This is a genomic window from Chloroflexota bacterium (genome assembly GCA_026706485.1).
In the GTDB taxonomy this organism is placed as follows: domain Bacteria; phylum Chloroflexota; class UBA11872; order UBA11872; family UBA11872; genus JAJECS01.
Genome location: JAPOYR010000013.1, coordinates 18447 through 45088, shown reverse-complemented (window position 1 = coordinate 45088; position 26642 = coordinate 18447). Strand labels below are relative to the sequence as shown.

Sequence of the window (26642 nt, the reverse complement as noted above, 5' to 3'; positions counted from 1 at the left end):
GTTTCGGTATGACACTTCCAGATCCCGGAATGGATCGCCGGTCGTCGCCCGCTGGCTAAAGCCTCGCGTCCTCGTCGAGCGGCCAGATTGGCCTTCGCAGGCGCCTGAAGGGCAGTTTGCGCGCGTCGTGCGGCTGGCAGCTGGGGAACTCGACCCGGTGAATGCTGTCCGATACCCGCGAGAACGCGGCCCGAAAATGATTGATGGACTTGAGACCGATCCAGCGAAGGGAGGCTGGGTCGAATCCCATCTGGCGAATCGGCTCCAGGTCATAGATCTGGCTGCGCTCGGTCATCACGGCCACGTGCACGCCGCCGCGCCGGAGCACCGCCGTTGGGCCGTAATCCTCGAGGATGCCGGCATGCATCGGGCCCTCGATGGTGAACCGGCCGTCCCACAGGTGCTCGACGGTCGCGGTGATGGGCACCGGCGCGCCCTGGGTAGCGATCGACTTGCCGCCCACCTCGACGGTCAGCTCAGCGCCGACTCCGGCAACCGTCGCGGCCGCCGCCACTTCGGGGTCCCACATGCAGGCCAGCAGTGCGTTCTGAAGGTCGGCCTCGAGGAACGCCCGCAGCATGCCGGTGGAGTCGCCGGGCGTTCCCGCGCCGGGGTTGTCCTGTGGGTCCGAGATCACTGCCGGCCAGCTGTCCATCGCCTGCGCGGTCTGCACGGCCTCGTCGAAGCTCACCATGTGTGCGTCGAAGTGCCCGCGCTGTGCGAACACCCACTCGCCGAGCGCGCGCGACTCGCGGTCGGCCAGCGCCTGGTCGCCGTCCGCGATGACGATCACCGAGGACCCGGCGTGCTCGATGTCGGCCCAGGTGAACCCCGGCGCCACGGAGGCCGTGAGGATGCCCGGTTGCGCCTCCAGCTCGTGAGCCCGCTCGATGATCGACTTGAACGGCTGCAGCCCCGTGAACTGCCCCGCCACCCAGAGCTGCGGCAGCTGGGTCCAGCTCATCGCGGGCTGAATCTCACCCCGCAGCGTGCGCACGATCAGGTCGGCGGCCTCGCGCCCGCGCTCGCGCAGATCGGTGTGCGGGAAGTTGTCGCACGGGATGATGACGTCGGCCATCTCGACCATCTGCGGCGTGATGTTGCAGTGGAGGTCGAGCGTCACGAAGATCGGCCGGTCGGGCCCCATGACCTCGCGGATGGCCTCTAGCAGGTCGCCTTCGGCATCCTCGACGCCCTCCGCAACCATCGCGCCGTGCAGGTCGAAGAGTCCGCCGTCGACCGGCATGGCGGCCTGCAAGCGTTCGACGAACTCGCCCTTCAGACGACTCCACGCCGACGCCTCGATTGGGCCTGATGGCTGCGTCGCGGTCCACAGCAGCCCTACGAGATCGAATCCGCGCTCCTCGGCGCTGTCCAGGTAGCCGGCAGGCTCGCGGTTGGTATCGCGGTGCGCCTCGAGGATCTCCTGCCCGCGCACGATGCCAAGGGCCGAACCTTCGGAGAATGCTTCGTAGGGGGTGGGAATCGGCGTGAAGGTGCTGGATTCGTGGGCAATGGTGCCGGTGGCGATGCGCATGGCGCCTCAAGAGTGCCGGTGATCGGATGCGATGGTACGCGAGCCGGCGGGTATCGGCCGCTGAGCCAAATGCGCCCGAATCAACACCACGCTGTCAAGACGCCGATGCCGCCTCGTGCATCAGGGCCTGATAGCGCTCCACGGCTTCCGGCACCAAGTCGCCGAGGCCCAGGCCGGGACCTTGCGGCAGCATCACGTGCCCGTCCACCAGCTCGGGCGGCGTCTCCACGAGCTCGTAGTTGGCCAGTGCCGTGGCTCGTTGCGTGATGAGGCCCTCACCGCGATAGCTGACCAGCGCCGGGTATTCGATCATGGGTTCCAGGCCCACCACGCTCAGGATCTGCGTGTGGCAGGTGACGGTGAAGACCGTCCACGGGCCGTGGGGCACGCACATCATGCCCGCGGCCTCGGCGTCGCGCGCCACCTGAAGCGTCTGCGTGATCCCCATCTGCGCGGCGTCCGGCTGGACGATATCGAGCGCGCGACGCCGGATGAATGGCTCGAACTCCTCGGTCGTGGTCAGGCTCTCGCCGGTGGCGATGTGGACGGACGTGGCCGCGGTCACCTCGGCGAAGCCGTCCACGTCCAATGGGTGCAAGGCCTCCTCGAAGAAGTACACGTCGTACGCTTCGAGCTTACGGGCGGCGGCAATGGCGTCCGCAACAGTCCAATCGGGGTCGAAGTAGGCGGGGCAGCCGAAATCGACACTCAGGCGGACATCGGGCCCCAGCGCCTCGCGGGCCGCGGCGAGCTTGGCCATTCCGTCGTCGTCAAAGTCGTCGCCCCAGCCGAACTTGACCGCCTTGAAGCACTGCTCGCGGAGCGTCGTGCACTCGCTGGCGATCTCCTCCGGCGACTTGTGCCGCAGCTCGCGCTCACGCTCCGTCTCGTCGCTCTTCTTGCTTGCGGCGTAGAACATCGTGGACGCGGAGCCATAGGCCAGCACGCGGTCCCGGCGAGCGCCGCCCAGCAGCTCGTGCACCGGCTTGCCGGCGGCCTTGCCGGCGATGTCCCACACCGCCATGTCGATGGCCCCCATGGCGTTGGCCTGCAAGCCGCTGTGATCGGCCCGTCCCCGCTGCGCCGGCCAACGTTCAACCATCCGCCGCCACAGCGCCTTGGGATCGGTAGGATCCTGTCCCACCACAAAAAGGCCCAGCCCATCGCTGGGATCTTCGATGATCGCGTCGATCATGCCCGGCGGGGACGCCGTGGACCCTAGCCCCACGATTCCCGCATCCGTGTGAACCTCAATCAGCGTCAATCGCGCGGGATGGTGAAGGAGTGAGCGGATTTCCGTTATGCGCATCGTGGGTGCCCCCAAGCGCCAGCCTCAGACTGACTCATGATTCCCGTCGAACCAGCATCACATGATCGAGCATCAGGCGCGGCCGGTCGCCAATCTCGTGGTTGAAGATTTCCAGCTGCAGCTCTTTGCCGGCGAGTTGGCGCAAGGGATAGATCACCATTTCAAAGGCCCTCCAGTTGTCACCGCGCCAAACGGCCACTTCTTCTCCATCAGCCAGCAGGCGCAGGCCCACGAAGTCATGCCGTTCCCCGGCGATGAGGAACATCAGGTATTGATCGTCTCTCGCCGTGAATACCGGCGAGTACGCCTCCCCCGTGCGCTCCCATTTTCCCGGGTAGTACGTCGTGAGAAACCCAGGGCCCACGTGCCCTTCAACGGGGTACACGCGGTCGTAGAAGGGACCCAGAATGTGATTGGTGACCGCTTTGCTCTCGCGTCGCCAGCCATCCAACCCCCGGTCCTCGAAGCGCCCGAGAAACTCCTCGCCCACGTAGCGCACGTCGTCCTTGATCACGCGATTGCCGGCCGGGTCGTCCTGCGAGAAGCGGTTTTCGGCTCGCAGACCTAAGTCGCCGAATCGGGCGTTCGCCCACGCGTGATCGTAGGCGTCAAACGGCATCCAGATTCCTGGGCCAACTTCGACCGCATAGTTGGCCCGAGCCAGTGCCTCGGCTTCGGTTGCAACGGACGAATGGAGCCGGATGTTCACCCCCCGCCGCTGCAGATAGCCCGGCGGCGGACTGCGGTCGTGAGCAACTCGCCGCTCGCTGTCGGTCGGTGTCACCGGGTTGCGGGCGACCGTCGCATCGACTAGTCCAAAGCTGTCGACCACCTCCAACGTTGGCACGAAATAGGGGGCAATCCCGACGGCTCCCATGACCGTCACCGCATCGCTGGGGATAACCTGACCGGAGAAGTCTTCGTAAGGCTTCCATTTGCGAATTCTATGGGCATGGTGGCTGCGTTGATGCGTTCGGAGGCCCACCAGCCGTTTCTCGGACTCTGAGCGCAGGTCGTTGGAGACGGCCACCAACACCGGCATACCGGGCGCGGCCAACAACCAGGCCGTGTTCTGGTTTCCAAGCGCGATCTGCAGAGATTGGCTGCCATCGAGCTTGGCCACCGCCTTGCCCTCGAATAGCAGTGCTGCCTGAAGGGCGTTGGCGTAAAAGAGCAGCGGTACGAAAAGCGCGACCGCCAGCGTCCGAGGACCGGCCCACCGCAGGCGCCGGGACAACTGCCGCAATGAGTTCGACAACCACGCACCCACCCGCACGACACCCTCCGCCGCCGGCACCGCCAGCAATGGCCAGTAGTGGTCCATCGGGCGGTATTCGAAGTAGTCGCCCCCGATCTCGAAGAGGTAGGCCATGTGCGTTCCCACCAGCAGCAGCACCAGGGCATAGATTCCATCCCGGTGCTCTCGCCACCGACCCCGCAGCGCCACCACTGCCAGCGGGATCAGCAGATACAGCCCCGTTTCCATCGCCGCGGCCCACAAATACCGAAACCCCGACTCGTACCACGGACCCACGTGCTTCGCGTAGTAGGTGTTCGGCAGCCATTCGCCGTAGTACCGATACCGCGCCAGAAAGTGCCCGCCAATCAGCACGACGAAGGGGCCGGCCAAAGCCAGCGTCCCGCGCCAGTCCCACTTTCGCGCCGTGAACCACCGGTGCGCCACGAACCAGCCGACGCAGCAAGCCGCCACGAGCAGGCCTTCGGGCCGCGTCAACGCCGCGGCGGCCAGGCTCAACGAGGCCGCCAGCAGCGCCCAGCGGTTGGCCCCGAACACGCTCAAGGCGGCCACCGCAACCAGGGCGAAGAACGTGAACTGCCGCGTCTCCAGCCCGCCGCCCGAGGTCCACACGGCGAACGTCGCGCTGCTGCCGATCAACCCCAGCGCCATCCAGGCCACCAGCCCGCGATGCCGCAGAAACGGCATCCGGGCTACCCACCACAGCATCACGGCAATCGTGCCCACGGTATAGATCACCGACAGCCACTGGGCCACGTCCTCCGGCCGGATGCCTAGCACGCGCCAGATCGCGGCGAGCTCGAGCACCCACAGGAAGTTGGTGTAGCCCTCCACGTACTCGCCGGGATTGAAGACCAAGCCATGCCCGTCGAGCAGGTTGCGCACATAACGAAAGCTGATGAAGGCGTCGTCGGTGATGAACCACCCAACGCTCGCCAGCCAGCCCAGCAGGGCCAACCAGGGAAGGAGCGCCAGCGCGATGACGAACGAGTGGGTGCGGGGATCGCGTGCCCGGCCGAGCGCGACTCTTATTGGGTCTGTACCGTCAGAGACGCGCACGGAACTCCAAGCTCCATCGTGCTCCGGCTTCATGCCTGGCGAACTCGCGCGCCGAAAGCCGCAACGACCCTCCGAGAACTTGAGGGGCAGGAAACCACATCCTAGCGAAGCGAGCGGCTGTCACAGTGTTGTCGAGGCGTGGAACAGCCGACCGCACTCACGAGACATCTGCGAACACCTCGCGAGACCTAACCCTCCATGCAGACTCTGAACAACCGCTCTGAGGTCGCAACGGCGACTCCGACGTCGTTCGGCGAAATCCTCGCACGTGAGTCGGCGCTGATCGCGCGCTGTGCAGCGTCGGTCGCCCACGCCTCCAGCCTCGTCTCGGACTCAGCCCGCGAGCGGCACGACGCGCCATAGTCGACCGGCGGGCTCCGGGTTCACCCCTTGCGGCATGTCGGCAGTGAATTCCAAGAAATACAACCCGTCGGCCAGGTAGGCCACGCCCGTAATCGGCGCCACGCCAGCGCCGACATACTTCACGAATATCGTCGGACGCCCCACGACCGCCCCAGCGGCGTCCAGCTTGATTTCCCAAATTGCCTTGCCATTGTCAACGGTCCCACGGACGAAGCTATGGGGCTCCGGCCCGAATGCGCCCACGTATAGATTGCCTTGACGGTCCGCCGGAAATGCCCCGTCGACAGCAAAGGCAACGCCAACGGGCGCAATGGCCGGTTCGAAGAACCACAATCCACGCTGCAGGAGGCTGCGGTCAGTCCCCGTGTAGCCATAGTTTTGCCCCGTCTCCACGCGCAGCAGGCGGTCAACGTGATCGCCGTTCTCTGCCGTATAGATGGCACCGTCGCCAGGGCGCTGAGCCAGCGCGACGAAGTTGCGCAGCCCCTTCGCCCACTGATAGGACACCGGCGCTGCGGGTTGCGCGGGGTCGAAATGGGGATTGTCACGCGGCGCGCTGCCGTCCCGATTCAGGCGAAGCACTTTGCCGCCAAAGTAGGCGTTGTCAAGTCCCCGGGTGGAATGAACCGCCCCGTTGCCGACCGCTACGTACAGCCGGTCATCGTGGCCGAATAGCAGCCCCTGAATCTGGTGCGAAGGTTCCGTCGCTTCGCCCTCCATGCGCAGCACGTCGACAGCGCGCGCCGCCGTGCGGCCGCCGTCGTCGCTCTCGAGGCGCACAATCTTGTTGTAAAGCTCGTCGCCGGAGCGGTACGTGGTCGTGACATAGACATCGCCAGTCTGGGGATCGACCGCGATTCCAATCGTTCCGGTTTCGCCTTCAAACTCCGTGATCGGCGCCCACGGCTGCTCACCGAGGATGTTCGACGCATACGTCCACACCGAACCGTCCCGTCCGAGCGCCTTGACTGCGCCGGCGAGCTCGGTGACGTAGGCCACGGGCGCGTCCGGGGCGTCGGATGGCGATGGCGCCGGTGCCAGCAGCACCGGCAGGTTGAATCCTTCCGCCACCAACTCGACGCGAAATCCCTCACGTACGCGCCAGGGCACCGCCGGCGCGCGGGCCTGGGAGTGGGAAAACAGCTTGGGCTCGGTGCCAGCAAGGCCCAGCGGTGTATCGTCCGCCTCAAAGTGAAACGCGCCCGTGGCCGTCGGCGCGGCAATGAGCACGGCGCCTGGATCAAGCTTGAGCCAGGGCAGCCACGCGATCCGCCGCACTCCCGTCGCGTCGAGGAACGACAGCTCCGATGCGGGGACCTCAAGGCCATCCGGGCCAGCCTCAAACCTGAAGAATACGCTGGCATAGCGCTCGGCCGGTTCGAAGTCCCGCACGACATTGCCCGTGGCGGCGCCGGAGATTTCATGCAGCCCGCTGATCGGGCTGGTGATCAGCAGCGTGGCGCCGGTCGTCAGCGCGACCGGCCTGCCGTCGTCCGCCTGCCAGCGAAGGCTGTGCGTCTGGATGTCACGCAACCGCATCGGCCGGGCAGTCGGGTTATCGTGCTTGGCCGTCACCACCATCCACAGGTCCGACCACGCCGACCACTCGCTCAGCGGGTCGCCGCTGGAATCGCGATGGCGCGCACGGATGGCATAGGTCGTCTTATGGTCGAGGCTCATTCGCCCTGCGAGGGAACCCTCGAAGACCCCGCGCTCAAGCGTCGCTTGGTCGAGAGGGTTGGCCGTCACCAGGGCGGTCCAAACCCGAGTAAAGCCGCCCAGCTCCCAGATTCCGAACTCTGTCGCCGTGTGCCGATCGTCCGGGTCCGCGTCGACAAACGGCCCCGTCTGCAGCGTGACGAAGACTGGCGAAAGTCCGTCGCGAAGCAGCACCGTCGCCGGCTCAACCAAGGCGGGCAGTTGCGGCGGCGTATTGCCGCTGGCCGCGGGCGTGAGAACCGGCGCTGATTCTGGCGGTGGTGGCGGCAATGCGACGACGGCCGACAGTGATGTGTCCGTCGGCTCCAGCGGGGTCGCGTCGGCCAGATCAATCGTGAGCTCGACATCACTGGCCAACACGCCGCGTTGGTTAAGCATGAACGCGGTGATCTGGAGATACTCGGGATCGATGAGGCCCCCGGGGCCAACGCCTCCGGCGGGCATGCGGTTGCGGATGTAGTCGTAGAGGTCGAGTGCCGTGGCATAGCGATCGGACAGCTCGGGTCCGGCAAGCGACGGGCTGATTCCTCCTTCGAGGTTTTCCCCGTGACACACGGCGCAGTGCAGCGCGTACATCCGTCTCCCCATTTCAACCATGGTTTCCGGGGGCGATGCGTCATCCGGGTCAGGCGTTGCCTCGACCGCCGGTTCCGGCGGGGGCACCGGAGTCGGCGTCGTCTCCAAGGGAACCACGGACTCGCCGCTTGGAGTGTCCACGGCAAGCACGATCAGCAGGGCAGCCAGCGCGGCAGCCACAAGCGCGATACCCGGCAACGCACGGACCAGTACTCCGTGCCTCACATCACTCCCGCAAGCGCTACGTGGACTGCCACCGTCTGGGATACGAAAGCCGCCGGGCTTGCCAGTCTATAGTCTGCGCGCGCAGCGGACTCCGGGGGCTCCGCCGTCGCGAAGCGCCATCACGGCGACCGACGGCGAGGTGCGGCAGGCCGGAAACGACGGTCGGATCAACAGGCATTCATCGACTCTCAGCCGGTGAATCGTCCGGCGCAAGAGTAGGGAGTCCGTCATGTCAGCCCCCGCGAGCCGGAGGGGGCCCACATCGGTGGGCACCGCCGTGGCGTCAATCAATGCCCCGCCGGTGTGATCACGAGCTGACCGCGGCCTCTTCCCGGACCAGCATCACGTGATCGAGCATGAGGCGCGGCCGGTCGCCAATCTCGTGGTTGAAGATCTCCAGCTGCAGCTCTTTGCCGGCGAGTTGGCGCAACGGATAGATCACCATTTCAAAGCGCCTCCAGTTGTCACCGCGCCACACGGCCACTTCTTCGCCATCGGCCAGCAGGCGCAGGCCCACCAAGTCATGCCGTTCCCCGGCGATGAGGAACATCAGGTATTGATCGTCCCTGGCCGTGAATACCGGCGAGTACGCCTCCCCCGTGCGCTCCCATTTCCCCGGGTAGTACGTCGTGAGGAACCCGGGCCCCACGCGGCCCTTCACCGGAGAGCGCCTGTCGAGGAACGGCGCCAACTCGTGGTTGGTGACCGCCTTGACCTCGCGATGCCAGCCATCCAGATCCGTTCCGTCAAAGCGCCCGAGGAATTGCTCACCCACATAGCGGACACCGTCAACGGTGAAGCGATTCCCCGTTGGATCGGTCGACGAGAATCGGTTCCTTGCGCGCAGGTCAAAATTGGCGAAGCGTTCGTTCGCCCACAGGTGATCGACAACGTCGAACGGCATCCATATTTCCGGGCCAACGTTCAGCGCGTAATTCCGTCTGACAAGCGCTTGGGCTTCGGTTGTCACCGCGTGATCGATGCGAATGTTTACCCCTCGACGCTGCAGGTAGCCCGGCGGAGGGGTGCGGTCGTGGGCAATCACTCGCTCGCTGTTCGACCTGGCAACTGGATTCCTGGCCACGGTCGCATCGACCAGCCCGAACACGTCGACAAACACCACATCGGGCAGGAAATAGGGACCAATGCCCATTGCGTCCATGGTCATTTCCGCATCGCCCGGAAGAAACCGGCTCGCCGTGTGCTCGTAGGGCTGCCACCCGCCGATGCGCCATCTGGCGGCGGCGTGATGCTCGTAGGTCCTCATCCCAACCAGATGTCGACCGGACTCAAATCGCAGGTCGTTCGAAAGGGCGACCAGCGCCGGCATCCCCGGCACCGTCAGTAGCCAGGCAGCATTCTGGTCATCAAGCGCTACCTGTGACGGAGCGGCATCTTGGGACTGAAGCATTGTCCGGCCTTCAAATAGCAGAACGCCCTGAATCGCGCTGGCGTAGAAGAGGACGGGCACGAATAGCGCGACTGCCAGGGTCCGTGGTCCGAGCCGCCGCGGGTAGTGGGACCAGCGCTTGAGCCATGCGCACAGCCCGCCGCCCACACGGGCCAGGCCCTCGGCCGCCGGGACCGCCAGCAACGGCCAGTAGTGGTCCATCGGCCGATACTCGAAGTGGTCGCCGCCAATCTCGAAGAGATAGGCCATGTGCGTCCCCACGAGGAGCAGCACCAGGGCGTAGATCCCATCGCGGTGCTCGCGCCACCGACTCCCCATCGCCACCACCGCCAGCGGGATCAGTAGATACAGCCCCGTCTCAATCGCCGCAGCCCACAAGTACCGAAACCCCGACTCGTACCACGGCCCCACGTGCTTCGCGTAGTACGTGTTCGGCAGCCATTCGCCGTAGTACCGATACCGCGCCAGAAAATGGCCGCCAATCAGCACCACGAAGGGGCCCGCCAGCGCCAACGTCCCGCGCCAATCCACCTGCCGCGCCGTGAACCACCGGTGCGCCGCGAACCAACCCACGCAGCACGCCGCCACCAGCAGGCCTTCGGGCCGTGTCAACGCCGCGGCGGCCAGGCTCAGCGAGGCTGCCGCCAACGCCCAGCGATTGCCCCCCCCCGAAATATTCCATCGAGAAATACTATTGGTCCCGTACACGCTCAAGCAGACGACCGCGACCAGCGTGAAGAACGTGAATTGCCGCGTCTCCAGCCCACCGCCTGAGGTCCACACGGCGAACGTCGCGCTGCTGCCGATCAACCCCAGCGCCATCCAGGCCACCAGCCCGCGATGCCGCAGAAACGGCATCCGGGCTACCCACCACAGCATCACGGCAATCGTGCCCACGGTATAGATCACCGACAGCCACTGGGCCACGTCCTCCGGCCGGATGCCTAGCACGCGCCAGATCGCGGCGAGCTCGAGCACCCACAGGAAGTTGGTGTAGCCCTCCACGTACTCGCCGGGATTGAAGACCAAGCCATGCCCGTCGAGCAGGTTGCGCACATAACGAAAGCTGATGAAGGCGTCGTCGGTGATGAACCACCCAACGCTCGCCAGCCAGCCCAGCAGGGCCAACCAGAGAACGAGCGCCAGCGCGGCGGCTACCCGGGGCATTCGCCGCGACGGCATCAGCCCGCGCAATGAGTTTGCGGCGCCTCGGCTTTCAATGGTCGAGAAAGCGCAGGGACGAGCAATGCATCTGGTTTCGGCGTCAAGGGGCCATTTTCCAAGATATGCTGATTTCTTCGTGAATCCTAAGGACGTGAATGCATATTTACAAACGAGCCAGACTCCAGACCTCCGCTCTACCGATACTGGGCAGCATGCCCCCGATAAGCAGGGTTCCAGACAGTCGCTGTGCGGCCGTCTACACGCGATCTCACAGGATTGGCCGCTGAATCCGAGGGTCGCTCAATCCCATCCGCACGAGCCTTGGCCCGGCAGGCCCGTTTGGGGCATCCGCAACGATTGAGATACGCGCCCGGCTCGACGCTACTGGGCCGCGCCGCGGGCCTAGAGGGTTCTCCCGCCAAGCACCTCCGCAAACGGCTCGAAGGCTGCTTCTCCGTCCTCGGCAATCCTGATCCGCACGCCCGGTATCACGGCGGCAGCGGAGAGCCCCGGCACTACGTACAACAGGAAGTTTGTGATGATGCCCCAGCGGGCAAGGCCGACTACCAGCCCCTGCGCCAGCGCCATGCGCTCGTCGTCCTACCGCAGCGCAACGCGAGCCACGGCGTAACCTCCCGCGGCTAGCACGATAAGCGCCGACGTCAGGAGCAGCAGGCCGGGAATCACAAACGGATCAACTGTCATCGATTGACTCTCGCCTGAGGCGACCATTCTCACCGCCTGACCGGGTCGGAGCGGCCCCAATCAATGCTGCACACGCGGTCATTGGCTCGTCACCGATTCCCTTCGGACCAACATCACGTGATCGAGCATGAGGCGCGGGCGGTCCCCAATCTCATTGTTGATGATTTCGAGTTGCAGCTCTCTGCCGGCAACGTCGCGCAACGGATACACCACGAGCTCAAACGCCTCCCAGTTGGCGCCCCGCCACAGGGCAACCTCTTCGCCGTCGGCCAGCAGCCGCAGGCCCACACGGTCATGCTCCTCTCCGGCAATCAGGAACACGAGGTATTGATCGTCCCGCGCCGTAAACGTCGGAGACGTCGCCCGGCCCGTCCGTTCCCATTTGCCGGGGTAGTAGGTCGTGAGGAACCCGGGCCCCACGTGGCCCCTCACCGGAAAGCGCCTGTCCCGAAACGGCGCCAACTCGTGGTTGGTGACCGCCTTGACTTCACGATGCCAGCCATCCAGATCGGTCCCGTCAAAGCGCCCGAGAAACTGCTCACCCACATACCGAACGCCGTCTTTCGCAAAGCGATTCCCGGCCGGATCAGTCTGTGAGAATCGATTGGTCGCTCGCAGATCGAAGTCGTCGAATCGCTCGTTGGCCCACGCGTGATCGAAGACGTCGAACGGCATCCAGGTTCCTGGGCCAACTCGGAGCGCATAGTTGGCCCCAGCCAGCGCCTTGGCTTCGGTGGCAACGGCCGGAGAGAGACGGATGTTCACCCCCCGGCGCTGAACATAGCCAGGCGGTGCGGAGCGGTCGTGAGCGATTCGCCGCTCACTGTTCGTCAGAGTGACCGGATTGCGGGCAATGGTGTGGTCGGCCAGCCCAAACAAATCGATCACCGTGAGGTTCGGCAGGTAGTAGGAGACGATTCCGATTGTCGACGAAGACATCACGGCATCGGCTGGAATGACCAGGCGAGAGGATTCCTCATAGGCCTGCCATCCGGGTATCGTCGGAGCGTTGTATTGGTGGTGTTGCTGGGTCCTCAGGCCGACGAAGTGCGGCTCGGAGGCTAAGCGCAAGTCATTTGAGATGGCGACGAGCGCCGGCATCCCCGGCGCAGCCTGCAACCACCCGGAGTTTGATGCGTCGAGCACGACTTGCGGAGGGACGCCCCAATCGGGACGGGGCGCTTCCTTGCTCTCGAACAGGAGTAGTGCCTGAATTGCGCCGGCATAGAAGAGCAGCGGTACGAAAAGCGCGACCGCCAGCGTCCGAGGACCGGCCCACCGCAGGCGCCGGGACAACTGCCGCAATGAGTTCGACAACCACGCACCCACCCGCACGACACCCTCCGCCGCCGGCACCGCCAGCAACGGCCAGTAGTAGTCCATCGGTCGGTATTCGTAGAGGTCGCCACCAATTTCGAGCAAATAGACCATGTGCGCCCCAACCAGGAGCAGCACCAGGGCATAGATCCCATCGCGGTGCTCTCGCCACCGACCCCGCAGCGCCACCACCGCCAGTGGGATCAGCAGATACAGCCCGGTCTCAATTGCCGCGGACCACAAATACCGAAACCCCGACTCGTACCACGGCCCCACGTGCTTCGCGTAGTACGTGTTCGGCAGCCATTCGCCGTAGTACCGATACCGCGCCAGAAAGTGCCCGCCAATCAGCACGACGAAGGGGCCGGCCAAAGCCAGCGTCCCGCGCCAGTCCCACTTTCGCGCCGTGAACCACCGGTGCGCCACGAACCAGCCGACGCAGCAAGCCGCCACGAGCAGGCCTTCGGGCCGCGTCAACGCCGCGGCGGCCAGGCTCAACGAGGCCGCCAGCAGCGCCCAGCGGTTGGCCCCGAACACGCTCAAGGCGGCCACCGCAACCAGGGCGAAGAACGTGAACTGCCGCGTCTCCAGCCCGCCGCCCGAGGTCCACACGGCAAACGTGGCGCTGCCGCAGATCAACCCCAACGCCATCCAGGCGATCAGCCCTCGGTGGCGCAGCCACGGCATCCGCGCCACCCACCACAGCATCACCGCGATCGTGCCCACGGTGTAGCCGACCGACAGCCATTGAGCCACGTCCTCCGGGCGGATCCCGAACAGGCGCCAGATCGCCGCGAGCTCGAGCACCCACAGGAAGTTGGTGTAGCCCTCCACGTACTCGCCGGGATTGAAGACCAATCCGTGACCCTCGAGCAGATTGCGCACGTAGCGAAAGCTGATGAACGCGTCGTCGGTGATGAACCAGCTCACGCTCGCCAACCAGCCCAGAAGCACGAACCAGGGGAGACACAGCAGCCCGGTGACCACCCAACCAGGCCGCGGCACTCGCGCCAGTCGTTCCAACGCGGTCAAGTGCCCGTCAGATCCAAGCCGGCGGCCACGGACATCAGGCCAGGTTCAGCGCCCGCAGCGCCTCGCGCAGGTCGGCGATCTCCTCGTCGGTGAGGTTCGGCGCCGGAGAGCGCCGCCAGCGCGGCGACACGCCATGCGCCTCACCCATGGACGCGAAGAAGCCGTTGCCGCCGACCCGACACGCCGCCACGAGTGGCCCGATGGCCAACTCGGAACGCTCGATGGTCGCCCACGCCGTGGCGCCGTCGCCCCGCTGCAACGCGTCCCAATAGGTCATCGCCGGCTCGGGATAGGAGCGCACGAACACATCCAGCCATGAGCGGCATCCGTGAGGCCACAGCAGGTGGTGGCGCTTCATGCCCCCGCCGCCGGTCATCGGCCAGCGGTCGCCCCAGCGCATCAGGACCTCATGGGCGTAGGCGAGGTCGATGTCCTCCTTGAATGCGAGCAGGTTCGGCTCGTCCTCGACCAACTCGCAGGTGCGCAGCGGCACGTCGCCCACGAACATCACGCGCGTCTGCTGCGCCACACCGCGGTACCAATCCGCCAGCGACTCGGGCGTGCCTCGCGCCCACTCGGCCGGACGGGCCATGTAGAGGTCGAAGCCCAGCCCGTCCGCATACGCCGCGAATTCGCGCGCCTTGTTGAGCCCCCACATGGCGTCGCAGGCGATGGTGACCGCGCGCCGCCCGACGTGGTCGATCACGATGCGGTGAATCTCGGCAACCTCGTCGTCGGTGAGCAGCGACACCAGCCCCTCGCCCCAGGTGAGCATGATGACCTCGACGCCGGCGTCGAGCGACACGTCAATGGTGGCGCGCATGCCGTCCGGATCGATCTCGCCGTCGGGGGTGAACTTGGTCGGCAATGGATTCACCGGCCCGCGCAGCCGGGCCCGGATTTCGTCCGCGTCGCGCCAGTGACTCACGCTCGGGCGCCGTCGGCCCTCATACCATCAGCTCCCCGCCGGTTATGTCAACCGCCGCACCGGTCATGTACCCGGCACGCTCGGACGCGAGGAACGCCACCAGCTCCGCGACTTCCTCAGGCTGACCGAGGCGCTGCAGCGGAATCGAGGGAATATAGGCTTCGATGCGTTCCCTGGGCCACGCCTCATTGATCATCTGCGTGTCGATCATGCCCGGGCACACGGAGTTGACAGTGATCCCGTGCACCGCAAGCTCCAGGGCCGAGGCGCGCGTGATGCCCAGCACCGCCGCCTTGGATGCCGTGTAGTGGGCGCCCGCAACCGTGCTGACATTCTTGCCCGCCGTCGACGAGAAGTTGACGATGCGTCCGTAGCCGTTGGCGGCCATGGGCCCCATCGCGGCTTGAATGAACGTGAACACCGCCTGCACGTTGACCGCGAACACCAACGACCACTCGTCATCGGTGATCTCGTCGATCTTCCGATGGAACGCCACGCCCGCGTTGTTGACGAGCACGTCCAGCCGTCCGTAGTGGTCGGCTACCTCCGCGACGATGGCGCGCACCCGGTCCCGATCGGAGACGTCGCCGGGCACCGCCAGAGACTCGGCTCCGCAGGCCTCGGCCGTCGCGGCCGTCGCTTCCGGGTTCAGGTCGTTCACGGCTACCCGCGCACCGCGCGCCGTCAAGAGTTCCGCTATCGCTCGTCCCATGCCTCGAGCCGCTCCCGTGACGAGGGCCACGCGACCGTCAAAATCAGCTGCCACCGTTGGCCTCCAATCCATCACCTCGGGCGATTGTGCCTCATGGCCGTGCCGCCGAAAGCCATCAATCTGGCCAAAACACGCGCTCGGCCGTGCCGTGCAACACCTGGGCAAGGTCGTTTTCGCTGAGGAAATCGGCGTGCTCGGCCAGCAGGCCTATGGAAGTCGCATAGCTGTGCGGAGACACCGTCTGCAGGGGGCTGTCGCTGGCCCACATGCACCGCTCCGGCCCGTATGCGTCCAGCACCCGGCGAAGGATCGGCAGCATGTCCAGATACGGTGGCCCGTCCCGGCTCAGCGCGCCAAATGCGCTCACTTTCACCATCGTCCGCGGGTGGCGGGCCACGGCGCATAGCGCATCCACGTCCTCCGCGGTGGCGCCCGTGGCCGGTCCAAGGCGCGCCAGGTGGTCCAGGATCACCGGCGCATCGCCGTGCCTGGCGCACATCCGATCGATCTCGAGCAAGTCAGCGGCCCCACAAAGAAAGCTGAGGGGCAGGTCGTCCGCCGCCGACATGCGGAACATCGCCTCGCACGCCGGGTGATCGAGCCATTGCTCGCCGCCGGGAACGTCCGGGCGCGTCGATTGCCCACGAACCCGAAACGCCCGAATGCCCTGCTCGGCCAGCGCTTGCATCGCGCGGTCGGGCTCCGGCAGCCCGACGTCCACGATGGCAGGTACGATCCCGGTGCCCGCGAAACGCCGTGGATCGCGCTGGATGAGGTCCACGATGTACGAGTGGTCCAGGCCGTACCAGGTCATCTGCACCAGGTTGAACCGGCCCACGCCGGCGGGCTTCCCACGGGCCGCGAGCTCCGCGCCGTCGAAGCTGGGAAACCACAGGTCGTCGGGACCAAAGCCCGGCGCAAATGGGAACCGCTCCGTGTCGGCGCTCCAGACGTGAACATGCGCGTCAATGATGTCGGGGTCAGGCATGGGTATTCATGGAGCGTTGGGCGCGAGTCTGCCAACCAGCATGGCAGGAAATGCCGCCAATTCGCCACATGCCAAGAAACCGTCCAGACTTTCCACACGTAGTGCGCTTCAATGGCGTTGGATTGACGACAAGGGATTCCCAGATTTCACCGGCTCGTCCCCTGTCCCGTGGCAGGCGCCGTCCGATCAACCGCCGCCGCCTGTTGCTGGGCGCCGCGGGCGCATCCGCGGCGCTGGCGCTCGCGGCGTGCGACGACGATTCCGCCGTAACCGAAAGCCGCCTGCCGCCGGCGCGCACGGCCGATGCTCAGCCCACGGACTCCCCGTCGCCTGAGGTCGCGCGCGTCACTCCCACACCCGAGCCGACGGCCGCCCCCGAACCGACGCCGCAACCGACCGCCACGGTGGCGCCGACACCGATCACCGACGCCCCAATCCCCGAGCCGCCGTTCGACGACGCCGATGTGGAAGTGCTGCTCTATGGGCTGCTGGACCGTCGGAACAGGCCCCGCACGAAGGCAATCGTCGACGCAATTGTGGCGTCCGGCGACCAGCGATTTGTCGCCGTGCTCGTCGAGCTCATTCGATTCAACGAATTGGCGGTCATCCAGGGACCCGGCGTCCCCGGCGTCTTGGGCGCGCTCAAGGCGCTCACCGGCCAGGTGTTCATCTATGTCTCGGGATGGGCGGAGTGGTACGCGAAGTCCGACCTGCAAGCGCCCCCCGGCTTTTCGCAGTGGAAGGGCTGGCTGCTGGGAGCCATCGACCCCGTCATGACCGAATTCTTCCAAGGTCCGGATCCCGGCAAGATTCGCTCCGAGGAAATTATCTGGGGCGGCGTACGGGTGGACGGCATCCCGCCGTTGGAGAATCCGGCGTTCCTCCCCGCGGCGGACATCGACTATCTCGAGCCTGATGACCTGCTGTTCGGCGTGTCCATCAATGGCGACCATCGGGCGTATCCGTTGCGAATCCTGGACTGGCACGAGATGGCCAACGACGTCGTGGGCGGCGTCCCCGTCTCGCTCGCCTACTGCACGCTCTGCGGCGCCGGGGTGCTGTTTGACGGGCGGGTCGCCGACACCGTGTTCACGTTTGGCACCTCCGGCCTCCTCATGCGCAGCAACAAGCTGATGTACGACCGCAACACCAGATCGTTGTGGAATCAGCTGAGCGGCGAGCCGGTGCTCGGGCCGCTCGCGACGAGCGGCATTCAGCTCAACATCCTGCCGGTCGTGGTATCGACGTGGGCCGATTGGACGGCCCAACATCCCGACACGGTGGCACTTGATTGGAAAACCGGATACGCGCGCGCCTACACGCCCGGCGCCGCGTACGGCGCATACTTTGCCAGCCCGGAGACGCGATTCCCGGTGCCGTTCGACAGCCCCGAACTCCGCACCAAGGATCGTGTGTTTGGCCTCTCCATCAACGGCATCCGGCGCGCCTACCCGACCACGCTGCTGACGGAGCACGTCGTCGTGAACGATGAGCTCGCGGGTCAACGCGTGGTGATCGTGGCGCCGCGCGGCAATCTGAAGGGTCAGGGCCGCGACCGCACGCTCGGGGCGCCTGCCATCTGGCCGGCGGGCGCCGAAGTTCGCGCCTTCGACGGCGGAAGCCTCGAGTTCAGCGCGGGCGATGACCCGCAAACGCTGCGCGACGAGAGCGGGGCCGTCTGGCAGGTCACCGAGGACGCGCTCCTCGGGCCCAGCGGCGAGCGCCTGGAACGCCTGCCGGGCCACCTCGCCTACTGGTTCGGCTGGTTCAACTTCTTCCCGGAATCCGAGGTGTATTCGGTCGAGCCATAGCGCTTTCGGGCGGGTCACCTATTCGACGACGCCAAGGACTGCGACCCTGGCGCCCCCCGACTTACACTGGGGGCCTGCGGCCAAATGGACGAGTGAGATTCGCATGGAATACGTCCCCCTCGGGCCCACCGACGAATTGATCCCGAGCATCGGGTTCGGCACCGCCCGCTACCACGGCGAGCCGGGGGTCCTGGGTCGCGCGATTGAGCTCGGCGCGAACCTCATCGACACGGCCGAGTCGTACAACGCCGTTGGCGACGAGCCCGGCGCCGCCGAGCGCATCGTCTGCCGCGAGTTGCGGGAAGCCGGCGCGTCCGCCTTCGTGGCCACCAAGATCAGCGCGCAAAACCTGCGGCATGACAGCGTGATTTCGCATGCGCTCGCCAGCCGCGAGCGACTCGGCATCGACGTCATCGATCTCTACCAGATTCACTCGCCCAGCGCGACGATTCCCATCACCGAGACCATGGCCGCGATGGAGCAGCTGGTCGCCGACGGCGTGATTCGCTACATCGGCGTGAGCAATTTCGACGTTCAACAAATGGCGGACGCCCAGGATGCCCTGGAGAGCTCGCCGCTCGTCGCGAACCAAGTCCCATACAGCGTCCTCGATCGGCGGATCGAGGCCGAAATCTTGCCGTACTGCCAGGCCAACGACATCACCGTCATCGCCTTTGCGCCGCTGGCGCTGGGACGCGTCGTTTCCGGACCCGATTCCACGGTCATCCGGCAGATCGCAAACGAGGCCGGCAAGACCCCGGCGCAAGTCGCGATCCGCTGGCTGCTGGACCACGACCGGGTAATGGCCATCCCCAAGACCGAGCGGCCCCATCGGGTGGACGAGCTGTGCGGGGCGGCAGGCTGGACGCTTTCCGCCGAGCAACAGCAGGCGCTGGACGCCATTCGTCCATGAACCAATCCCACCCACGAACCGGCAGCGTCGGGTTTGACACCAAGGACATTCGCGCAGCATGACTGGTGACTCAGGCCCGGAGACGTCTGCCGCCGAGTCTCCCTACACGGACGTCGGGATTCTCTCGGACGAGATGATCGCGGAGGCGGCGCGCCGGCCACAGCATTCAAGCCGCAAGGCCCGCATCGGATTCATTGGGGCGGGCTGGTGGGCCACCACCAACCACATGCCGCTCCTGGCCGCGCGCAGCGACGTTGAGATGGTGGCGGTGTGCGGCCTCGACGCCGCGGTGCTAGCGCGGGTGCACCAGCACTTCGGATTCGAACACGCAACACCAGACGTCCAAGAGCTCCTCAGCCACAATCTCGACGCGGTCGTCGTGGCCTCGCCGCATCGCCACCACTTCGCGCATGCCGCCGCGGCCCTGAAGGCAGGCTGCCACGTCCTCGTCGAGAAGCCCATGTGCACGCGGGCGGCAGACGCGCGTCGCCTGGTCGCGCTGGCGCGCGACGTGGGGCGTCACCTGCTGGTGTCCTATGGCTGGCACCACCGACCGCTCACCGTCCGCGCCAAGGCATTGATGGACAGCGGAGCGGTGGGTGAAGTCGAGCACGTGGCCTGTCACATGGGGTCGCCGTCGAAGGAGTTCTTCATGGGCACGGCGTTCCGCTTCGGCGAGCCTCCGCTCGTGGCGCCGGAGTTCGACAACTACACGGACCCCGGGCTTTCCCACGGGGGCTACGGCCAGGCGCAGCTCAGTCACGCGCTTGGTCTGCTCACCTGGCTCACGGATCTCGAACCCGAGGCCGTGTACGCGGCTATGGCGGACGGCGGCGCGCGAATCGATCTGCACAACGCCCTGACGGTGCACTTTCGCAGCGGCGCCCTGGCGTCGGTATCAGGCACGGCCGCGGTTCCGGTGGGCGGGCGCTTCCAGCTCGACCTGCGCGTTTTCGGCAGCGAGGGCGCGCTGCTCTATGACATCGATCGAGCGCGGCTAGCCGTTTTCCGGGACGATGGGGCCAATCAGGAATTCGATGTCGGCGTGGACGATGGGGCCTATCGCTGTGACGGGCCGCCCCATGAGCTGGTGGAACTGACGCTGGGGCTCACGGACTCAAATTCATCGCCGGGCGATGTCGGACGCCGCGCGGTTGAGATCGTGCACGCCGCCTACGAGTCACACGCCGCCGGTCGACCGGTCGCAATCGACGAGCTGGACGGATAGCCGCTAGGTTACCGAGGGCCGAGCGGAGCCGACGCGCGGCCGCAGGCGCAATTCCGGCTGCGACTCAACACTCGTGCTGACGATTCGCGGCACGATCCAGAAGCCCGTACGGCGGGCGCACTGCCGCGCCAGACGGTCGATGAACGTGGGGAGCTCCGCCGGACGCAGTCCCCGCAGCACCTCGATCCAGACGAACGCGTCCTCGCCGTCAACGCTCTCCATGTCGATCGTGACGCGCAAATCCGAATACTTGGCGCCAATGGTGTTCGCCATGCTCATGGCGGTGTCCCGGACGCGCTGCCGGCGTTGGTACGACATCCGCGTCGCAGGGCTCGGGCTCGTGCGAGGCATCGCTGCCGACCTGTCCCTCAAGTCGCCTGTGCATGCTAGCACTCCGGCACGTTACCGATGTCAAGTGGGCTTTTACTGTCGCCGTTCGCCTACACTGCATCGGCAGGCGTGGGGAGCGAGGAGACCGGTGCGGTTTCACCTCCGGATCCATGACGCGGTCGCGCGGCCGCTGCGTGTCAATCGGGACGAGTCCGGAACACTCGTCGAGATTCTTCGAACCGATTGGCCCGACATCTACGACCCGGACACGCGGGCGTTCGCGCAGACCTACTACTCGGTCACCCCGGCCGGACTGGCCCGCGACGAGGATGAATGGCACGTGCACCAGCACCAGGAGGACCGCTTCATCGTGGCAGCCGGCTCGATCGTGCTTGCCCTGTGGGACGGGCGGCCCGAATCGCCGACGCAAGGCACGCTCGACTTGCTGCCGCTCGGCGAAATCTCCGGCGATGACGCGCAGCATTGCGTCCTGATCCCGCGGCTCGTCCACCACGGCTTCATGGTCGTCGGCGACAAGCCCGCCGTCCTGCTCAACTCGCCGACGCGGCTCTACAACCCCGATGACGAAGGGCGCGACGCGTTCGCGGACGTTGGCGCCCGCTTTGACGACGGCCGCCCGTTCACGTGGCAGGCCGTGCGCGACGGCGCGACCAACTAGATCGGGCAGCCGGGCCAGGCGCCCCTACGGATAGACGCCCCGCAGCCCCGTGGCCTCGGCCACGCGGGATATGGCCAGCATGTGGGCTGCCTGGCGCAGCGTGACCCCGGCCTCCTCGGCTGTGGCGGCAACGCTCGCCAGCGCGTCGCGCATCTGGCGTCCGAGTCGTTCGTTGATCTCGGCTTCGGTCCAAAAAAACTGTTGCAGGTCCTGCACCCACTCGAAATAAGACACCGTCACGCCGCCGGCGTTGGCCAGGATGTCCGGGATGACGGTGATCCCGCGATCGGCAAACTCCAGATCCGCCGCCGGCGTCGTCGGGCCGTTGGCGCCTTCGACAATCATCGCTGCCTTGACCTGCGACGCGTTCGCGGCCGTGAGCTGCCCCTCGATGGCCGCCGGCGCCAGAATGTCCACGGGGAGCTCGAGCAACTCGCGATTGCTGATCCGGTCGGCGTCGGGCAGGTCTTTCATCAGCCCCCCGGCGGCGCCGTGACGCACCACGGCCGCGACGTCGAGCCCCGCTTCGCGCATCGCTCCACCCTCGCTGTCGCTCACGGCAACGATGGTGAATCCGGCCTCATCAAAGAGGCGCACGGCGCCCATCCCGACATTCCCCGCGCCTTGCACCGCCACCCGCAGGCCCCGTGGGTCGCGACCCTCGCGCTTCAGCATCGCCAGGGTCACTTCGAGCATGCCGCGTGACGTGGCCAACGCCCGCCCCTCCGACCCGCCGACGGCCACCGGCTTGCCCGTGACGACCGCGGGAATCGAGTGTCCGGCGTGCATGGAGATGGTGTCCATGATCCACGCCATGACCTGGGCATTGGTTCCCATGTCCGGCGCCGGGATGTCGAACTCCGGCCCGATGAGGACGGAGATTTCACTGGCATAACGTCGCGTCAGGTTTTCGAGCTCCGCCAGGCTGAGCTGGTGCGGATCGACCTCAACGCCTCCCTTGGCGCCGCCGTAGGGCAAATTCATGACGGCGCACTTCCACGTCATCCACATGGCCAGGGCGCGCACCTCGTCGAGGTCGGCCAGCGGGTGATAGCGAATGCCGCCTTTGGCGGGACCTCGCGTGATGTTGTGGTGCACGCGATATCCGCGGAACATGCGGATCCCGCCGTCGTCCATCTCCACGGGAAAGTTGACGACCAACTCACGCTTTGGGCGGCGCAGAATCTCGCGCATGTCGGCATCCAGACCGAGAAGCGCCGCCGCCTCGTCATACTGGCGCAGCGCCGTTTCGAAGGCGTTGGGTTCGGGGGCGGTCGAGTGCGTCGCGTTCATTGCGCCCATCCCCACCTCACGCGCCGCGGTCGCGGCTTAGCTCCGCGCGCAGCAACTCGGTCACCTTGCCCGGATTGGCCTGTCCGCGTGTTTGCCGCATGACCTGGCCCATCAGGAATTGAACTGCGCGATCTTTCCCTGCATGGTAGTCCGCGACCGCTTGCGGGTTGGCGGCCATGACCTCGCGGGCGATTTCCACCAACGCATCGCTATCGCTGATCTGCCGGCCGCGGGCAGCCACGACCTCTTCCAATGACTTCCCGGTAGCGAACATCTCCTCGAGCACCGTGCCGGCCATCGTGCTGCTCAGATCGCCCTGGGCTCGCAGCGCCAACAGCTGCGCCATCGCGGCCGCGGAAATGGGGATGCCGTCGGACCCCAGCTCCCGCGCATTGAGCAACCGTCGCACGTCCTGGAGCACCCACGTCACGACCTCCGCCGCCCCTCCGGCATGACGCTCGATGACGTCGAGGGTGTAGGCGGCGAGGTCACGGTCCTCGATCAGCTCGTCGGCGTCCGCTGAAGTGACGCCAAGCTCGTCCACCAGCCGCTGCCGAACGGCATCGGGAAGCTCCGGCATTTGCTTCGTCAGTCGCTGCACGCGCTCGCGCGTGATCTCGAGTGGCGGCAGATCGGGCTCCGGAAAGTAGCGGTAGTCGTGGGCATATTCCTTGGTGCGCTGGGACACGGTGCGGGCGTCGCTCTCGTCCCAACCCCGCGTTTCCTGCTCCAGCCGCTCGCCGCGCTCCAAGAGGTCTATCTGGCGTTCGATCTCGTAGTCCAGCGCCTGGCCCAGCGCCCGGAACGAGTTCATGTTCTTGACCTCGACCTTCGTATTGCCGACCTCGGCGCCGATCGGCCACACGGACACGTTGGCGTCGATCCGCAGCGCGCCGTCCTGCATGTTGGCCGTGGACACGCCCAGCCAGCGCAAGATGTTGCGCAGCTTGAGGCCGTAGGCCATCGCCTCTTCCGCGCTGGTGATGTCCGGCTCGGTGACGATCTCCATCAGCGGCACGCCGGAGCGATTCACGTCGATCAAGCTCGCCGGCTGGCCGTCGTCGCCGACCACGTGCGTCAGCTTGGCGGTGTCCTCCTCCAGGTGAACGCGGGTGATGCGGATGCGCCGGGTCTCGCCGTTGGCCGCGACTTCCAGCCAGCCGCCGACGCACAGCGGCAGGTCGTATTGCGAAATCTGGTACCACTTCATCAAATCCGGATACGCGTAGTTCTTCCGGTCAAATTTGGCGTGCGGGGGAATCTCGCTGTGCAGGGCGAGCCCCGTCATGATCGTGAGATCGACGGCGGCCGCATTGATCACCGGCAGGACGCCCGGCATGCCAAGGCATACCGGGCACACCAGGGTGTTTGGCGGCGCGGACGCATACGCCGCGCTGGTGCGGCAAAACATCTTGCTGGCCGTCTTGAGCTGCACGTGGGTCTCGAGTCCGATAACCACGCGGTAGCCGGAGGGCATCGTCATGCCTCCACCGCCTGCCGCGGCGCCGGCGTCGCCGGCCGAAGTCGCTCATAGGCGTCGGCCACGCGCAGCAGGCGCACCTCGTGCAGCGGCGGCGCGATGAGCTGCAGGCCCACCGGCAATCCGTCCACGAATCCGCACGGCACGCTGATGGCCGGAAGGCCCGCAAGCGACGCGGGCAGGGTGAGCACGTCGGCGCGATACATCGCCAACGGATCAGCGGTCCGCCCACCGAGGTCGAAGGCCGCGGTCGGCGAGGTTGGTGCGGCGATCACGTCCACCGCCTCAAAGGCCGTGTCGAAGTCCTGCTTGATAAGGGTGCGCACCTTTTGGGCGCGCAGGTAGTAGGCGTCGTAGTAGCCGGAAGAGAGCGCAAACGTTCCAAGCATGATGCGCCGCTTGACCTCGGCGCCGAAGCCCTGCGCGCGCACCGTGGCCATCATCTCGTCCACGTCGTCGGCCTGCGGGTCCGACAGCCCGTATTTGACGCCGTTGTAGCGAGCCAGGTTCGCGCTGGCCTCGGAGGGGGCGATGACGTAGTAGACCGGCAGCGCGTACTCGGTGTGAGGCAGCGTGATTTCGCAAACCTCCGCGCCGTTGGCTTCCAGGGCGCCAATCGCATCCTGAACCGCCGAGGCCACGCCCGCGTCAATGCCCTCACCGAAATACTCGGGCGCCACGCCCACGCGCAGTCCCTCGACACTGCCGTCGAGCTCCGCCGCGAAGTTGGGCACCGGCTCCGGCAGTGAGGTGGCATCGCGCGGGTCGTGTCCGGCAGTGGCCGCGAGGAGCACGGCGGCGTCGCGTACCGATTTCGTGAGCGGTCCGACCTGATCGAGCGAGGACGCGAACGCCACCAGCCCGTAGCGCGACACGCGACCGTAGGTCGGCTTGAGGCCCACGCAGCCGCACAGCGCCGCGGGCTGCCGCACGCTCCCGCCCGTATCGGAGCCAAGCGCGGCCAGACACTCGTCCGCCGCCACCGCTGCCGCGGATCCGCCGCTCGATCCCCCCGGGACCTTGGAAAGGTCCCACGGATTGCGCACCGGGTGGTACCCCGAGTTTTCATTCGACGAGCCCATGGCGAACTCGTCCATGTTCGTCTTTCCCACGAGCACGGCGCCGGCGGCCTTGAGCCGCGCGACGACCGTGGCGTCGAACGGCGGCACGAAGCCTTCGAGGATGCGCGAGGCGCAGGTGGTGGCGACCCCGTCGGTGCAGAGCACGTCCTTGATCGCCAGCGGGATGCCCAGCAGCGGTCCGGCGTCGCCGCGTGCACGCCGAGCATCCGCCGCCTCGGCTTGAGCCAGCGCGGCATCGGCCGTCACCCGCAAATAGGCGCCGGTGCGCGCGTCGACGGCGTCGATGCGGTCCAGCACGCTGCGAGTGAGTTCGACCGAGGAAGTGTCTCCGGCCGCCAGCGCGTCCCCCGCTTCGGTGACGGTGAGCCGGAAGAGATCGTTAGCCATGCGACGACTCCCTGCCGGCCCGGCAGTCAGGCACGCCCGCTACTCCTCCGGAAGCACGGCGGGAACGCGAATCTGGTCCCGCTCGACTCTCGGCGCGTTGCGCATCACGTCGTCGCGCGAGAGTGGCGCCTCGGTTTCATCCGGTCGCTCGACGGTGGCGAGCGGAATCACCTGCGCCGTTGGAGACACGTCGGAAACGTCTAGCGCATTGAGCGCCTCGAATGCCTGCAGGATCTGCTGCAGGTCGGCCTGCATGCGGTCGATCTCGGCCTCCGACAGCGCCAGACGCGCCAAGGCCGCGACATGCACCACTTGCTCGCGGTCGATCATGGGGAAATCGGGTTGGGCGAACCGAACCGAATTATAGGGGTTGGGCTGTTTAGAGCTTGTAGACGCGACCACCCGAGACCGGAAGCACGACACCCGTGATGAAGCTGGCCGCGTCCGAGGCCAGAAACACGGCCGCGCCGGCCACGTCACGAGGTTGCCCAATGCACCGCAAGTGCGTTTGGCTCAGGAAGCGTTCGAGCCGTTCGGGGTCCTGCTCCAGGGACGCCGTCGCGTCGGTGCTGATGAGTCCCGGCTGAATCGCCACCACGCGAATGCCGTCGGGCCCCCACGCTCGGGCCAGCCCCTCGGTGAATGATTCGAGCCCGGCCTTGACCGCACCGTAAACCCCCAGGCCGCGTACCGAGGCCGTCGAGCCGATGTTGATGATCACGCCGCGGCCCGCGGCCCGCATGTACGTTCCCGCCCGCTGCGCCGCGAACACCGGCGCTCGCAGGTTGACGTTCACGAGGCGCTCGAACTCCTCGACCGAGGTGTCGGTGCTGGCATCCCCGCCGTGGACCGCCGCGTTGTTGACCAGCACGTCCAGTCCGCCCAAAGCGGAGTGCGCCTGATCGACCATGTTCAAGACGGCATCAACGTCCGAGAGGTCGACGGTGATCGGGTGCGTGGCAACTCCGCACCGTCGGGCGTCGGCGGCGACATCGTTCAGCTTCCGGGAGTCGGTCGCCGCAAGGGCCACGTCGGCGCCGGCCTCGGCGAACGCCAGGGCGATCCCGCGACCGACGCCGCGGCTCGCGCCGGTGATCAGCGCCCGGCGACCGGCAAGCGAGAATGCATCGTTCACG

The 26642-nt window shown here is 66.5% G+C and carries 20 protein-coding genes; 4 read left to right on the top strand and 16 right to left on the bottom strand.

All coding sequences use genetic code 11. The features are described 5' to 3' along the window. Positions 1–55: 55 nt before the first annotated feature. The 10 genes from OXG79_13745 to OXG79_13700 form a co-directional block, all read right to left on the bottom strand. Positions 56–1537 carry a M81 family metallopeptidase gene (locus tag OXG79_13745; protein ID MCY3784826.1) on the bottom strand — a complete coding sequence of 494 codons (1482 nt, stop codon included), beginning with the start codon at positions 1535–1537 and terminating at the stop codon, positions 56–58. 94 nt (positions 1538–1631) lie between these two features. After that, positions 1632–2801, bottom strand: coding sequence for a mandelate racemase/muconate lactonizing enzyme family protein (locus OXG79_13740; protein MCY3784825.1), 1170 nt, complete (start codon positions 2799–2801; stop codon positions 1632–1634). A 79-nt stretch (positions 2802–2880) separates the two neighbouring features. Next, positions 2881–5163, bottom strand: coding sequence for a hypothetical protein (locus OXG79_13735; protein ID MCY3784824.1), 2283 nt, complete (start codon positions 5161–5163; stop codon positions 2881–2883). A gap of 333 nt (positions 5164–5496) precedes the next feature. Beyond that, the gene (locus tag OXG79_13730; protein MCY3784823.1) at positions 5497–8001 is read right to left on the bottom strand and encodes a PQQ-dependent sugar dehydrogenase; all 2505 of its coding nucleotides are present in this window, start codon (positions 7999–8001) and stop codon (positions 5497–5499) included. 352 nt (positions 8002–8353) lie between these two features. Further along, positions 8354–10639 carry a hypothetical protein gene (locus OXG79_13725; protein MCY3784822.1) on the bottom strand — a complete coding sequence of 762 codons (2286 nt, stop codon included), beginning with the start codon at positions 10637–10639 and terminating at the stop codon, positions 8354–8356. A 384-nt stretch (positions 10640–11023) separates the two neighbouring features. After that, complete coding sequence (locus OXG79_13720) at positions 11024–11209, bottom strand: hypothetical protein (GenBank protein ID MCY3784821.1); 186 nt, start codon at positions 11207–11209, stop codon at positions 11024–11026. 195 nt (positions 11210–11404) lie between these two features. Then, positions 11405–13648: a hypothetical protein gene (locus tag OXG79_13715; GenBank protein MCY3784820.1), complete on the bottom strand. Its 2244-nt coding sequence runs from the start codon at positions 13646–13648 to the stop codon at positions 11405–11407. Between the two features lie 61 nt (positions 13649–13709). Further along, positions 13710–14603 (bottom strand): dihydrodipicolinate synthase family protein, encoded by an 894-nt coding sequence (locus tag OXG79_13710; protein ID MCY3784819.1) that lies wholly within the window; start codon positions 14601–14603, stop codon positions 13710–13712. Positions 14604–14622: 19 nt separating this feature from the next. Next, positions 14623–15369: an SDR family NAD(P)-dependent oxidoreductase gene (locus tag OXG79_13705; GenBank protein ID MCY3784818.1), complete on the bottom strand. Its 747-nt coding sequence runs from the start codon at positions 15367–15369 to the stop codon at positions 14623–14625. 61 nt (positions 15370–15430) lie between these two features. Then, positions 15431–16303 (bottom strand): amidohydrolase family protein, encoded by an 873-nt coding sequence (locus OXG79_13700; protein ID MCY3784817.1) that lies wholly within the window; start codon positions 16301–16303, stop codon positions 15431–15433. A 122-nt stretch (positions 16304–16425) separates the two neighbouring features. On the opposite strand from OXG79_13700, the gene OXG79_13695 reads away from it, so the two are divergent. The 3 genes from OXG79_13695 (at position 16426) to OXG79_13685 (ending at position 20255) form a co-directional block, all read left to right on the top strand. Then, on the top strand, positions 16426–18114 hold the full coding sequence (locus OXG79_13695) for a DUF3179 domain-containing (seleno)protein (GenBank protein MCY3784816.1): 1689 nt from the start codon (positions 16426–16428) through the stop codon (positions 18112–18114). Positions 18115–18217: 103 nt separating this feature from the next. Continuing rightward, the gene (locus OXG79_13690) at positions 18218–19027 is read left to right on the top strand and encodes an aldo/keto reductase (GenBank protein ID MCY3784815.1); all 810 of its coding nucleotides are present in this window, start codon (positions 18218–18220) and stop codon (positions 19025–19027) included. A 58-nt stretch (positions 19028–19085) separates the two neighbouring features. Next, positions 19086–20255 (top strand): Gfo/Idh/MocA family oxidoreductase, encoded by a 1170-nt coding sequence (locus OXG79_13685; protein ID MCY3784814.1) that lies wholly within the window; start codon positions 19086–19088, stop codon positions 20253–20255. 3 nt (positions 20256–20258) lie between these two features. Here OXG79_13685 and OXG79_13680 read toward each other — a convergent pair whose 3' ends face one another. Next, positions 20259–20573: a hypothetical protein gene (locus OXG79_13680; protein MCY3784813.1), complete on the bottom strand. Its 315-nt coding sequence runs from the start codon at positions 20571–20573 to the stop codon at positions 20259–20261. Positions 20574–20733: 160 nt separating this feature from the next. Here OXG79_13680 and OXG79_13675 point away from each other — a divergent pair, with 160 nt between their 5' ends. Then, positions 20734–21264 carry a dTDP-4-dehydrorhamnose 3,5-epimerase family protein gene (locus OXG79_13675; GenBank protein MCY3784812.1) on the top strand — a complete coding sequence of 177 codons (531 nt, stop codon included), beginning with the start codon at positions 20734–20736 and terminating at the stop codon, positions 21262–21264. A 24-nt stretch (positions 21265–21288) separates the two neighbouring features. Here OXG79_13675 and OXG79_13670 read toward each other — a convergent pair whose 3' ends face one another. The 5 genes from OXG79_13670 to OXG79_13650 are packed head-to-tail and all read right to left on the bottom strand — an operon-like array spanning position 21289 to position 26641. Beyond that, entirely contained in the window at positions 21289–22557 is a 1269-nt protein-coding gene (locus tag OXG79_13670; GenBank protein ID MCY3784811.1) for a Glu/Leu/Phe/Val dehydrogenase, read from the bottom strand. Positions 22558–22573: 16 nt separating this feature from the next. After that, the gene (gatB, locus tag OXG79_13665) at positions 22574–24040 is read right to left on the bottom strand and encodes an Asp-tRNA(Asn)/Glu-tRNA(Gln) amidotransferase subunit GatB (GenBank protein ID MCY3784810.1); all 1467 of its coding nucleotides are present in this window, start codon (positions 24038–24040) and stop codon (positions 22574–22576) included. Beyond that, positions 24037–25506, bottom strand: a complete 1470-nt coding sequence (gatA, locus tag OXG79_13660) for an Asp-tRNA(Asn)/Glu-tRNA(Gln) amidotransferase subunit GatA (GenBank protein ID MCY3784809.1) — start codon at positions 25504–25506, stop codon at positions 24037–24039. The genes gatB and gatA overlap by 4 nt, the downstream gene beginning before the upstream one ends. A gap of 39 nt (positions 25507–25545) precedes the next feature. Then, positions 25546–25836 carry an Asp-tRNA(Asn)/Glu-tRNA(Gln) amidotransferase subunit GatC gene (gatC, locus tag OXG79_13655; GenBank protein MCY3784808.1) on the bottom strand — a complete coding sequence of 97 codons (291 nt, stop codon included), beginning with the start codon at positions 25834–25836 and terminating at the stop codon, positions 25546–25548. Positions 25837–25885: 49 nt separating this feature from the next. After that, on the bottom strand, positions 25886–26641 hold the full coding sequence (locus tag OXG79_13650) for an SDR family oxidoreductase (GenBank protein MCY3784807.1): 756 nt from the start codon (positions 26639–26641) through the stop codon (positions 25886–25888). Between the last annotated feature and the right edge of the window lies 1 nt (position 26642).

Bases quoted from the DNA above. Each gene is read 5' to 3' on its own strand.
- OXG79_13690 (MCY3784815.1), top strand. From the start codon at position 18,218: ATGGAATACGTCCCCCTCGGGCCCACCGACGAATTGATCCCGAGCATC.
- OXG79_13745 (MCY3784826.1), bottom strand. From the start codon at position 1,537: ATGCGCATCGCCACCGGCACCATTGCCCACGAATCCAGCACCTTCACG.
- OXG79_13670 (MCY3784811.1), bottom strand. From the start codon at position 22,557: ATGAACGCGACGCACTCGACCGCCCCCGAACCCAACGCCTTCGAAACG.
- OXG79_13700 (MCY3784817.1), bottom strand. From the start codon at position 16,303: ATGCCTGACCCCGACATCATTGACGCGCATGTTCACGTCTGGAGCGCC.
- OXG79_13725 (MCY3784822.1), bottom strand. From the start codon at position 10,639: ATGCCGTCGCGGCGAATGCCCCGGGTAGCCGCCGCGCTGGCGCTCGTT.
- OXG79_13720 (MCY3784821.1), bottom strand. From the start codon at position 11,209: ATGGCGCTGGCGCAGGGGCTGGTAGTCGGCCTTGCCCGCTGGGGCATC.
- gatB (MCY3784810.1), bottom strand. From the start codon at position 24,040: ATGACGATGCCCTCCGGCTACCGCGTGGTTATCGGACTCGAGACCCAC.
- OXG79_13680 (MCY3784813.1), bottom strand. From the start codon at position 20,573: ATGTCGTACCAACGCCGGCAGCGCGTCCGGGACACCGCCATGAGCATG.
- gatC (MCY3784808.1), bottom strand. From the start codon at position 25,836: ATGATCGACCGCGAGCAAGTGGTGCATGTCGCGGCCTTGGCGCGTCTG.
- gatA (MCY3784809.1), bottom strand. From the start codon at position 25,506: ATGGCTAACGATCTCTTCCGGCTCACCGTCACCGAAGCGGGGGACGCG.
- OXG79_13685 (MCY3784814.1), top strand. From the start codon at position 19,086: ATGACTGGTGACTCAGGCCCGGAGACGTCTGCCGCCGAGTCTCCCTAC.